This window comes from Rosettibacter firmus, assembly GCF_036860695.1.
GTDB classification, from domain to species: domain Bacteria; phylum Bacteroidota; class Ignavibacteria; order Ignavibacteriales; family Melioribacteraceae; genus Rosettibacter; species Rosettibacter firmus.
In genome coordinates this window covers 73,685-85,227 of record NZ_JAYKGJ010000003.1, presented here as the reverse complement: position 1 = coordinate 85,227, position 11,543 = coordinate 73,685, and the positions used below count along the sequence as shown (strand labels likewise).

General features: G+C 30.1%; 11 protein-coding genes. 9 read left to right on the top strand and 2 right to left on the bottom strand.

Annotated features, from left to right (window positions below; all coding sequences use genetic code 11):
- The first annotated feature begins 34 nt into the window (after nt 1-34).
- The 9 genes from purN to VJY38_RS10725 all read left to right on the top strand — a co-directional run bounded on the left by purN (nt 35) and on the right by VJY38_RS10725 (nt 9,952).
- The gene (purN, locus tag VJY38_RS10765; protein ID WP_353680712.1) at nt 35-646 is read left to right on the top strand and encodes a phosphoribosylglycinamide formyltransferase; all 612 of its coding nucleotides are present in this window, start codon (nt 35-37) and stop codon (nt 644-646) included.
- Between the two features lie 14 nt (nt 647-660).
- Nucleotides 661-2,178, top strand: a complete 1,518-nt coding sequence (gene purH, locus VJY38_RS10760) for a bifunctional phosphoribosylaminoimidazolecarboxamide formyltransferase/IMP cyclohydrolase (RefSeq protein WP_353680711.1) — start codon at nt 661-663, stop codon at nt 2,176-2,178.
- 8 nt (nt 2,179-2,186) lie between these two features.
- The gene (locus tag VJY38_RS10755; RefSeq protein ID WP_353680710.1) at nt 2,187-3,212 is read left to right on the top strand and encodes a rod shape-determining protein; all 1,026 of its coding nucleotides are present in this window, start codon (nt 2,187-2,189) and stop codon (nt 3,210-3,212) included.
- Nucleotides 3,212-4,042 carry a rod shape-determining protein MreC gene (gene mreC, locus VJY38_RS10750; RefSeq protein WP_353680709.1) on the top strand — a complete coding sequence of 277 codons (831 nt, stop codon included), beginning with the start codon at nt 3,212-3,214 and terminating at the stop codon, nt 4,040-4,042. The genes VJY38_RS10755 and mreC overlap by 1 nt, the downstream gene beginning before the upstream one ends.
- Before the next feature lies 1 nt (nt 4,043).
- A complete protein-coding gene (gene mreD, locus VJY38_RS10745) occupies nt 4,044-4,532 on the top strand; it encodes a rod shape-determining protein MreD (RefSeq protein WP_353680708.1) in 489 nt (162 codons plus the stop codon).
- Nucleotides 4,529-6,352 carry a penicillin-binding protein 2 gene (mrdA, locus tag VJY38_RS10740; RefSeq protein WP_353680707.1) on the top strand — a complete coding sequence of 608 codons (1,824 nt, stop codon included), beginning with the start codon at nt 4,529-4,531 and terminating at the stop codon, nt 6,350-6,352. Before mreD ends, mrdA begins: the two co-directional genes overlap by 4 nt.
- Entirely contained in the window at nt 6,342-7,571 is a 1,230-nt protein-coding gene (rodA, locus tag VJY38_RS10735; protein ID WP_353680706.1) for a rod shape-determining protein RodA, read from the top strand. Before mrdA ends, rodA begins: the two co-directional genes overlap by 11 nt.
- Before the next feature lie 8 nt (nt 7,572-7,579).
- Nucleotides 7,580-8,380 (top strand): orotidine-5'-phosphate decarboxylase, encoded by an 801-nt coding sequence (pyrF, locus tag VJY38_RS10730; protein WP_353680705.1) that lies wholly within the window; start codon nt 7,580-7,582, stop codon nt 8,378-8,380.
- Between the two features lie 87 nt (nt 8,381-8,467).
- Nucleotides 8,468-9,952, top strand: coding sequence for a DUF2851 family protein (locus VJY38_RS10725; protein WP_353680704.1), 1,485 nt, complete (start codon nt 8,468-8,470; stop codon nt 9,950-9,952).
- A 20-nt stretch (nt 9,953-9,972) separates the two neighbouring features.
- On the opposite strand, the gene VJY38_RS10720 is transcribed toward VJY38_RS10725, so the two are convergent.
- Together VJY38_RS10720 and VJY38_RS10715 are read right to left on the bottom strand one after the other, a co-directional pair.
- A complete protein-coding gene (locus VJY38_RS10720) occupies nt 9,973-10,572 on the bottom strand; it encodes a bifunctional nuclease domain-containing protein (protein ID WP_353680703.1) in 600 nt (199 codons plus the stop codon).
- Nucleotides 10,569-11,540, bottom strand: coding sequence for an electron transfer flavoprotein subunit alpha/FixB family protein (locus VJY38_RS10715; protein WP_353680702.1), 972 nt, complete (start codon nt 11,538-11,540; stop codon nt 10,569-10,571). Before VJY38_RS10715 ends, VJY38_RS10720 begins: the two co-directional genes overlap by 4 nt.
- Between the last annotated feature and the right edge of the window lie 3 nt (nt 11,541-11,543).

Here is an 11,543-nt window from a genome sequence, read left to right as displayed (position 1 = left end):
TTCCATTTTGGATAAATTTTATTAAAAATAAAATATGTTAAATATAGCTGTTTTTGTATCGGGAAGAGGCTCAAACCTTAGAGCAATTTATGAAAAGGTTCCTAAATCAAAAGTTGTAATAAGTGCAGTTGTTAGCGATAAAAAAGATTGCAAAGCTATAGAATTTGCTAAAGAGAAAAATATTCCTGTTTATTTTGTTAGTTCAAAAGAAAAAGAAGATTTTATAAGTTATTTTAAGCTGATTGATGAATTAAAAAGATTGAATGTTGATTTAATTGTATTAGCTGGATTTCTAAAAAAAATTCCAGATGAGTTTGTGGATGCTTTTGAAAATAAAATTATAAATATTCATCCAGCACTTCTTCCATCTTTTGGTGGTAAAGGAATGTATGGAATATATGTTCATCAGGCTGTATTTAATTCTTCGGCTAAAGTTTCTGGAGCTACAGTTCATTTTGTAGATAAAATTTATGACAATGGAAAAATTATTGCACAAAGAGCTGTAGATATTGAAGATGTGAAATCACCAGAAGAAATTGCAGAAAGAGTTTTGAAAATAGAACATGAATTACTTCCTTATGTAGTAGAAAAATTTGCTGATAATAAAATTAAAATAGAAAATAATCGCGTATTGATTTTAGAATAAATATTGGAGTAAACTTGGATAAATTTGCTTTAATAAGTGTTTCTGATAAAACAAATATAGTAGAATTTGCAAGAGAACTAAACTTTCTTAATTACAAGATTCTTGCTACAGGTAATACTTCAAAACTTCTACTTGAAAACAATATTGATTGTATTGAGATTAGTACTTTTACTTCTTTTCCCGAAATATTTTCAGGGAGAGTTAAAACCCTGAATCCCAAAATATTTGGTGGTATTCTTATGCGAAGGGATAACCCTGATGATAAAGTTCAAGCAGAAGAAAATAAAATCTTTCCAATTGATATAGTTTGTGTTAATCTATATCCTTTTCCTCAAGTTGTAAATAGAGAAGATATTTCTTTAGATGAAAAAATTGAAAATATTGATATTGGAGGTCCAAGTTTAATTCGTGCGGCTGCTAAAAATTACAAATACGTTTCTATACTTACTAATCCTTTGCAATACGATGAATTTTTATCTGAACTTAAAAGTGGTGGAATAAGTTTAGAAACCAGAAAAAAATTGGCTTACGAAGCTTTTGCTTATACATCATATTATGATACTTTAATTGCTAATTACTTCGAAAAAGAATTTAATCAACCTAAAAAGGAAATAAGAATAAATTATAAATTATCTCTTAATTTACGATATGGTGAAAATCCACACCAAAAAGCATATCTATTTGGTAACATTGATGAATATTTTGATGTTCTGCATGGAAAAGAACTTTCATACAATAATATTGTCGACTTATCTGCAGCAGTAGATCTTGTAAAGGAAATGGAAAAAAGTGGTTGTGCAATAATTAAGCATACAAATCCATGCGGAGCTGCAATTGGAATTAATACTAAAGACGCATACGAAAAAGCTTTATCCTGTGACCCTGTTTCTGCCTTTGGAGGAATTGTAGCTTTTAATACAGAAGTAGATGAAGAAACAGCAATTAAATTAAATGAAATATTTCTGGAAATTATTTGTGCTCCTTCGTATACAGAGAAAGCTTTGGAAATATTAAAATCGAAAAAAAATCGTAGATTAATAAGAGTAAAAAATAAATTTAATGAGAACGAATTTGAGATTAAGAGCGTTCGGGGTGGCTTACTTGTTCAGGAAAAAGATAATTCCAGATTAGATGACTCAATTTTAAAATTTGTTACAGAAAAAAAATGCAGCGAAAAAGAATTAAGCGACTTGAAATTTGCTTGGATAGTTTGTAAACATACTAAATCGAATGCAATTGTTTTTGTTAAAGATAAAAAAGCAATTGGTGTTGGAGCTGGTCAAATGTCACGACTTGATTCTGTAAAAGTAGCAGCAATGAAAGCTAAACAATATGGTCACGAACTAAATGGAGCTGTTGCAGCATCAGATGCCTTTTTCCCATTTGCTGATGGAATTCTTGAGATTGCATCTCATGGTATTACTGCTGTAATTCAACCAGGTGGTTCTGTTCGAGATGAAGAAGTTATAAAAGCTGCAAACGAAAAAAATATTTCTATGATTTTTACTGGCATTAGAAATTTTAAACATTAAGAGGAACTATGGGATTATTTGATTTATTTACAACAGATGTTGCAATTGATCTTGGTACTGCTAATACCTTAATTTATATTAAAGGTAAAGGGATAGTTTTAAACGAACCATCAATTGTTGCATTTGATAGAAATACAAAAAAAATAATTGAACTTGGAAATAAAGCAAAGGAAATGCAGGGAAGAGAACATCGCGATATACGTGTAACAAGACCGATGCGTGATGGTGTTATTGCAGATTTTGAAATTGCTGAAGGAATGATTCGAGCATTTATTAAAAAAGTTACACCAAATACTTTTACAAGTAAAAGAATAGTTATTGCTGTCCCGAGTGGTGTTACAGAAGTTGAAAAGAGAGCGGTACGCGACGCAGCTGAACACGCAGGAGCTAAAGAAGTCCATCTCATCGCTGAACCAATGGCTGCCGCTATTGGAATTGGTATTGATGTAGAAGCTCCAGTTGGAAACATGATTATCGATATTGGGGGAGGTACAACCGAAATCGCTGTTATTGCTTTGGGAGGCATTGTTAACGAAGAATCTATTCGTATTGCTGGCGATGAGATGAATAATGCTATTATGCAATTCTTTAAGAAAAATTATAATCTTTTAATTGGTGAAAGAACAGCTGAAGCAATTAAATGCGAAGTGGGTTCTGCAGTTCCTCTTAAAGAAGAGATTACCATTCAAGTTAAAGGTAGAGATCTTGTTGGCGGTATTCCAAAAACTACAGAAGTTAGTTCTGTAGAAATTCGTGAAGCTTTAAATGAAAGTATAACTCAAATAGTTGATGCTGTACGTCAGACTCTTGAAAGAACTCCACCAGAGCTTTCTGCTGATATTCTGGATAGAGGCGTTATGCTTACAGGAGGAGGTGCATTATTAAAAGGATTGGATGAAAGAATTAGAATGGAAATAAATCTTCCTGTTCATGTAGCAGACGATCCATTAACAGCTGTTGTTCGTGGTACTGGTAAAGCACTTGAAAATATGAATAAATATTCTAAAGTCTTTATTCGTAAAAGAACTTACTGATGATAAAATTCTTACAAAGATTAATAAGTAACTACAAAGAATACTTTTTATTAGTAATCCTATCTATCATAAGTATTACACTTCTTTCATTAAATAATAAACCTGAAATAAAAAGACTTAGAACCTTTGCTTTTGGAAATTATGCTCTTTTGAATGAAATATTGAATTATCCTCTATCAATATTTAAAAATGATTATTCATTAAAAGAGCTGGAAGAAGAAAATGCAAAGTTAATGTTAGAAATTAGTCGATTGAGAAGTAAAAGCCTTGAAAATGAACATCTTCGCTCTATGTTGAACTTTAAAGACACAAGTAGTTTCTCTTTGATAAGTGCAGATGTTATTTCCAAACTTGTAAATAAAATGCAGGGTAATTTTATTATAAATCGTGGCTCTGCAGACGGAGTTCTAATCGGAATGCCTGTTCTTAACTTTCAAGGATTGATAGGAATTGTAGTTGATACAGCTAAAAATTTTTCTATTGTTCGAACACTCTATAACAATAATCTTAACATAGCTGTTACAATTGAACGGCTGAATATAGATGGTATATTAAACTGGGATGGTAATAAATTAATAATTAAAAATATTCCTTCTACTTATGAAATAAAAGTTGGTGATAGTGTTGTTACTTCTGATTTCAGTACAATTTTTCCACCAAGAATTCCAGTAGGAATAATTTCTAAAAGAGAAGAAGTGCCAATAGGATTACTTCATAATCTTACAGTAAAACCTTTTGTTGATATTAATTCTGTTGATAATATATTTGTTCTTAAAGTTATCCCAAGTAAACAAATAAATCAGTTGGAAATGAATTTATTAAAGAAATAATATGCTCTGGAATTTTTTAAAACCAATTTTAATATTTATACCAATTGCATCAATTCAACTTGTGATTGTTCCTTTACTTTCAATAAATGATATAAATCCAAACATAATTGTAATATTAATTTGTTTCTATACACTAAAATATGGACAGATTTATGGTACATTACTTGGTTTTGTTATTGGATTAATTTTCGATTTAATTTCTGGTGGATTGCTTGGTGCTTTTATGCTTACATTTACTATTGCAGGTTTTTCAGCTGGATATTTTTATAATGAAAACAAGGTTGATATTTATACAACTTCTTATGCATTTATAATTGTTGTATTCTTATGTTCTACAATTAATTCATTTTTATATACTTTAATTTCCAGTACAGATAAAGATTTTAATATTTTCTATCTTATCCTTGAAGGAAGTATTTTACCGGGTCTTTATACTGCTTTCTTTTCATTACCTGTAATTATATTGAATTCACGAAAGGCATTTGTATGAATGACACAGGTTTTGGATCAGTATTAAGAGCAAGAGTAATTTTTGCAGTAATAATTGGCTTCTTTTGCATTTCGGTATTTCAATTATTTAATATGCAAATCCTTCAGGGGAAAACTTATACTGTAAAAGCAAATGAAAATAGTATAAAACCAATTTATCAAGTAGCACCAAGGGGAGTTTTTTACGATAGATATCATAGAATTCTTGTTGGTAATAAACCAACATTTACTTTGAGAATTATTCCGGCTCAATTTAAAAGAGAATTATCACCATATATTGAAAATATTCTCGGGATGAAACCCGGATATATTGATAGAATATTAAAACAAACTCAACAATATTCTCCTTATATTCCAAGGAGAATTGCAAAAGATGTTCCTTTTAATGTTATAGCATGGTACGAGGAAAATTCAGATAAACTTCCCGGTGTAGATTATGTTGTTGAAACACAAAGAGATTATTCATATGGCGTTAATGCTTCGCATATGTTTGGATATACCAAAGAGATTCCACCAGATATTTTAAGAAAAAAGAAAGATGAATATATGATGGGTGATGAAATTGGCTTTGTAGGACTTGAAAAAACATATGAAAATTTTTTGCGTGGTGAAAAAGGGGTCAAATATGTTCTTGTTGATTCCAGACAAAAAATTATTGGAAATTATAAAAATGGTGAACTTGATAAACCTGCAATTAAAGGATATGATTTGATCTTATCTATAGATAAAGATGCCCAGATGGTAGCAGAATCAGCTTTTGTAGATAAACGTGGTGCTGTTGTAGCAATTGAACCTTCTACTGGTGAAATTCTTGCTTTTTTAAGTTCACCACAATACAATTTAGCAGATTTTGCTTCAGTTACACCAAATGAAGTATGGAAAAAATTAAATTTAGATAAGGACAAACCCTTATTTAATCGTGCTACTATGTCAATTTATTCTCCTGGTTCTACTTTTAAAATGGTTTCTGCATTGGCAGCTTTGGAAGAAGGTATTATTGATACAAATTATAGAACATATTGTGGTGGAGGATTTCAATTTGGAAATCGATTTTTCAAATGTCTTCATGTTCATGGTACTGTAGATATCGAAACATCAATTGAAAAATCTTGTAACACATTTTACTACCAATTAGCACTTAAAATTGGAATTGAAAAGTGGTCTGAATATGCTAAAAAGTTAGGCTTTGGTAAAAAGACCGGCGTTGATATAAGCGAAGAATCTCCTGGAATTGTTCCAACCAAAGAATTTTATGATAAAGTATTTGGAAAAGATCGCTGGCCAAAAGGAATTTTAGTTAGTTTGGGTATTGGACAGGGAGAATTGAGTGTTACACCAATCCAATTAGCTCAGTATGCTGCAATTTTAGCTAATTATGGTAAAACAGCAAAACCACATTTTCTTAAAGGTTATGTAGAAACTAAAACTGGTAGATATGTAGAAATTAAACCTGAATATTTTGATGTAGGAATTAGTAAGCATACTTTTGATATTGTAAGAAGAGCAATGTATAAAGTAGTAAATGGAGCTGGAACTGCAACCAATATTCGAATGCCTGATATTGAAATAGCTGGTAAAACTGGAACAGCTCAAAATCCACATGGAAATGACCATGCAATTTTTATTGGATTTGCACCTTATAAGAATCCTAAAATAGCTATTGCGGTAATCGTAGAAAATGCTGGTTTTGGAAGTGTAGCTGCTGCACCTATAGCTCGGGATATAATTAAAGCTTATTTGAAAAAAGATAAATTTAAAATGGAACAACCACGTTATCTGAGTAAAGTGAGTGATTTCAGGAAAAGTAAAAATGAAAATTGAATATAAACTCAATGATAAGTTTGATTTAATAATTTTTATTCCTGTAATTCTTCTTATTACTATAGGTTTAATAGCTATATATAGCTCTACAGCTAATCATCCTACTGCCAGTGGAAATTTTCAAAAACAACTTTTTTTTGTTGTCTTATCATTGATTGTTTTTTTTATTGTGTATTCTCTCCCACAACAAACATTTAAGAAATTCACAATACCAGCATATATTTTTTCTATATTCCTTCTTTTACTTGTTTTAATAATGGGAAAAACTGTTTATGGTTCTAAGAGCTGGCTTAGTTTTGGTTTTATAGGTTTTCAACCTTCTGAATTTGCCAAGATTGGTACTATACTGGCATTATCTTATTGGTTAACAAATAATGATAGAGATATAAATAATATCAAAGATATTGGAATTGCATTAATAATTGGTTTCTTACCTGTGATATTAATTTTGCTTGAACCAGATACAGGCACTGCAATTGTTTTTGCATTTATAACTCTTTTCTTAATTTACTGGAGTGGTATAAGTTTGTTTGGATTATTTGTAGTCCTTTCACCGGGAATTGTTACATTTATGTCGTTGTTTGGAACAGTGCCATTTGTTCTTTCGCTTGTGGGTGTTATAATTGCACTGATTTTATTTAGAAAAGATATTTTTAACAGCACGATTGTTTTTGTTATCAATTTGGGTGCGAGCTTTTTCTTTGATTATGCTTATAAACTATTGAAACCTCACCAGCAGAAAAGAATAGCAGCTTTTTTAGATCCATCTGCAGATCCTCTTGGTTCTGGTTATAATGCTCTTCAGGCAAAACTTGCAATTGGTTCTGGCGGTTTATTTGGTAAAGGTTTTATGCAGGGAAATCAAACTCAATTGAGATTTATTCCTGAACAGTGGACCGATTTTATTTATTGTGTAATTGGTGAAGAATTTGGTTTTATTGGTAGTGTAATTGTTTTAACATTGTTCTTAATAATCTTTTTGAGATTATTAAAATTATCTTCACTGGCTAAAGATAAATTTGGTGTTTTAATAATAGTTGGATTTTTGTGTTTATTATTTTCACATTTCGTAATAAATATTGGAATGAATTTAGGATTAACTCCTGTGATAGGTTTACCACTTCCTTTTTTGAGTTATGGTGGTAGTTCTTTGTTGACTAATATGATTTTACTTGGAATAGTCTTAAATATTTATCGAAACAGAAAACTTCATGCTTAAAATAAATTATGACAGCAATCGAAAAATTATATCAAAAACTTAAGAAAAATTTTCATATTTGTGTTGGTCTTGATACCGATATAAATAAAATTCCAGACTACTTAAAAAAAGAAAAAAATCCAGTTCTGGAATTCAATAAAATAGTTATTGAAAATACATACAATCATGCAGCTGCATATAAAATTAATTTTGCTTTCTACGAAAAAGATGGCATTAAAGGTATAGAAAATCTTTTATCTACAATTGAATTAATTCCAGAAGATATATTAATTATTGGCGATGCTAAAAGGGGAGATATTGGCAACACTTCTAAAATGTATGCTGAATCAATTTTTAATACATTTGGTTGTGATGCAGTCACACTTCATCCATATATGGGTTATGATTCAATTGAACCATTTTTACTTTTTAAGGATAAATTAAATTTTATTCTTGCTCTTACATCTAATAATGGAGCTAATGATTTTGAGAAGCTCCGTCTTAAGAACGATAAGTTTTTATTTCAAACCATAATTGAAAAAGTAAAAGAGTGGAACTTTAATAAAAATTGTGGAATTGTTTTTGGAGCAACAAATGTTGAAGAATTAAAAGAAAATGCTGATATTTTTGGTGATTTAATTATATTACTTCCAGGAGTAGGGGCTCAGGGGGGTGACTTAAATGAAGTTGTTAAAATCTTTGATGAAAAAAAGAATAATAATTATTTGATTAATGTGAGTCGTTCTTTAATATATTGTGATGATTCGAAAGATTTTCCTTATTCGGTCGAAAGAGAAATTAGGAATTTAAATCGAATCGTACAATCATAATAAAAGTTGTAGCTTTTAGAAAAATATAATATTAATTTGAAAAAGTAGATAAGACAATTCATTAAATAAAATATAATTGACGGACCAATGGGTTCAGTTTCAAAAGTTCAAGAGAGCAAACTCTACGAAATCTGGCAGAAACAAAACTTTAATGATATCATAAAGACTTCCGATGAGTATGATATTTTTATTATCGATAAGGGGAATCGAAACGAAGATTCTGCAGGTCCCGATTTTAGAAATGCAAGAATTAGAATTGGAAATCTTACTTATGTAGGCGATGTTGAGATTGATTTAGATTATTCTGATTGGAAAGCACATGGACACAATATTGATAATAAATACAACAGTGTAATCCTTCATGTTACTCTTACCAATAAAAATAGACAGGGTTATGTATATACGAAAAATGGTAGAAAAGTCCCTTCAATATGTATTTCTGATTTAATCCATAACGATTTGATTGAACAACTTAAAAATAGTATTGAACAGGAAGAAAAAAGTGATGCTGTAAATTTACTGAAATGTACTGAATCAATTCATTTAGTTCCGTTCGAAACAAAAGAAAAATTTTTAATTCAACTTGGTGTTGAAAGATTTAATAAAAAATGCAAAAGGATTTATGAAAGATTAAAGGAACTTCAATTTCTAAAAGAATTGAATATAAAAGAACCTGTTGTTTCTTATGAATTGACACAAAAATTTCACGAAAGACAATTCAAGCATTCAGATTTTACAAATAAAGAAGTCTGGCAACAATTATTTTATGAACTCGTTTTTGAAGCTCTTGGCTATTCAAAAAATAAATCACAAATGATAACACTTGCACAATATGCAAATGTGGACTTCCTTAAAAAAATTGAAAAAGATGGAGTACTTATTCAAAAATATGAAGCAGCGTTGATGAATATTTCTGGTTTGATTAATTCAAGTGAAAAAATCATAGATGAAGAAAGCAAAAACTATCTTGACAATATTTCTCTTCACTGGAATTCAATAAAAGTATTTTATGATAGTAAATATATGAATGAAACACAGTGGCACTTTTTCCGTCTTCGTCCACAAAATTTTCCTACCATAAGAATAGCAGCAGGTGCGAGATTATTAAAAGAAATATTACACGAAGATTTAATTTCTGTAATTGCAAAGAAAATAGCCGAAATACAAAAGTTAACAGTATTAATCAATTCTTTACGTTCATTATTTGTTATTAAATCTGATGGATACTGGAAAACTCACTATGTATTTAATCAACCAGCTAAAAGTGAAATTAAGTATTTTGTGGGAGCTACTCGAGCAGACGAAATAGTTATAAATGTTGTTTTACCATTTTTTGCAGTTTATTTTGAAATGTTTGGAAATAAATTGTTACCTAAAAAGATAATGAAAATATATAGTATTTATGAACAGAAATCAGAAAATCAGATAATTACAGATGTTGGCAATGCAATTTTAATGAAAGATCATATTAACCGTACAATAATATCACAGGGAATAATAGATTTATTTAGAAGTTATTGCTCGAAGGGAAAATGTCTTGAATGTGAAATAGGGAAAGTTGCTTTTAATTAATAATTAAACAACATTCAGATTTAATTCTGCTTTCCTTTTAATTTGTTTATTTCATCTCTTAATTTAGCAGCACGTTCGTAATCTTCTTTTTCAATTGCTTCGCGAAGTTGATCCTGTAATTCGGCAAGTTTTGTTTCTTTAGTAATATTTTTATCTAATTCTTCTTCTTTCTCATCTACTTCAGAAGAAGTATCTTCTTCAATGTCTTCTGTAGAAGGAACAAAAGCTGCAAGTCTCATCACTTCTTCTGCTACATAAAGTGGTGAACCTGTTCGGACAGCCAGAGCAATTGCATCACTTGGACGGGAATCTATTTCGTGAGTAAACGATGCAATTTCAATTTTGATTTTTGCATGAAATGTATTGTCTTTTAATTCATCGATAATAACCTCAATTACTGTTCCGCCAAGATGTTCTATAACACTTTTGAGTAGGTCGTGAGTAAGTGGTCTTGGTGCTTTAATTCCTTCCATTTCAAGAGCAATGGATTGAGCTTCAAAAGAGCCAATAATTATTGGAAGGCGTCTTACGCCGTAAACCTCTTTAAGAAGCAAGGCATAAGCCCCTCCAGTGGAAGGGCTTGCTGATAAACCTAATATTTCAACCTGAACTTTGTTCAATTTGATTTTACTTTTTTTAGTTCTTCAATCATTGCTGGAACAATTTCAAAAACATCACCAACAATTCCATAATCAGCTATTTGAAAAATAGGTGCATCTTTATCTTTATTTACAGCCACAATATATTTCGATGATCTCATACCTGCAAGATGCTGTATTGCACCTGAAATACCAAGAGCAACATATAAAGTTGGCGAAACTGTTTTTCCTGTTTGACCTACCTGTTCACTATGTGGTCGCCAGCCTGCATCAACTACAGCACGAGAAGCACCAACAGCTCCCCCCAATAACTCTGCCAGTTCTTCAATTAGTTTAAAATTTTCTGGTGCTTTCATTCCTCTACCACCGGATACAATAATATCTGCTTCTGCTACATCTAATTTAGTATCTGTTTTTTTAATCTCAATAACTTTTGTTGATAAATCTAAATTATCAACATCAATAGTTTTTACGTCTGCTTTCATATCAGAAATTTTATCTGCTTTAAATACATTTGGACGTAGAACAAAAATTTTTTTAGTGCTTGTTACTTTAAAATCTGCTAAAAGCTTTCCAGCAAATATTGGTCTTGTTGCAATTAATTCATTGTTTGTATAGTTCAAAGCTATACAATCGCTAATTAATCCACAATCTAATTTTGCAGAAATATGTGGTGCTAAATCTTTACCAAGTGAAGTTCCCGGGATAATTATTATTTCAGGATTTGTCGAATTAATATGCTCTAATAGAATTTTTTTATAAGCACTTGTTGAATAGTTTTCTAATTCTGGATTTCTAAAATGAACAACATTAGAAACTCCATAATTACCTGTCTCTTCAATATTCTCAATATTATTTCCAATAATTACTGCTTCGGTTTCATAATTAATTCTGGAAGAAATTTCAGAAGCTACTTTTACAGCTTCAAAAGAAGATTTTTTTATTTTACCATTTCTTTGTTCTAATATTACTAAAACTTTATTAGCCATTTT

What these genes read in the sequence shown, in the direction of transcription:
- VJY38_RS10755 (WP_353680710.1), top strand. Translation starts at nt 2,187, where the DNA reads ATGGGATTATTTGATTTATTTACAACAGATGTTGCAATTGATCTTGGT.
- VJY38_RS10715 (WP_353680702.1), bottom strand. Translation starts at nt 11,540, where the DNA reads ATGGCTAATAAAGTTTTAGTAATATTAGAACAAAGAAATGGTAAAATA.
- VJY38_RS10725 (WP_353680704.1), top strand. Translation starts at nt 8,468, where the DNA reads ATGGGTTCAGTTTCAAAAGTTCAAGAGAGCAAACTCTACGAAATCTGG.
- mrdA (WP_353680707.1), top strand. Translation starts at nt 4,529, where the DNA reads ATGAATGACACAGGTTTTGGATCAGTATTAAGAGCAAGAGTAATTTTT.
- purN (WP_353680712.1), top strand. Translation starts at nt 35, where the DNA reads ATGTTAAATATAGCTGTTTTTGTATCGGGAAGAGGCTCAAACCTTAGA.
- mreC (WP_353680709.1), top strand. Translation starts at nt 3,212, where the DNA reads ATGATAAAATTCTTACAAAGATTAATAAGTAACTACAAAGAATACTTT.
- rodA (WP_353680706.1), top strand. Translation starts at nt 6,342, where the DNA reads ATGAAAATTGAATATAAACTCAATGATAAGTTTGATTTAATAATTTTT.
- pyrF (WP_353680705.1), top strand. Translation starts at nt 7,580, where the DNA reads ATGACAGCAATCGAAAAATTATATCAAAAACTTAAGAAAAATTTTCAT.
- mreD (WP_353680708.1), top strand. Translation starts at nt 4,044, where the DNA reads ATGCTCTGGAATTTTTTAAAACCAATTTTAATATTTATACCAATTGCA.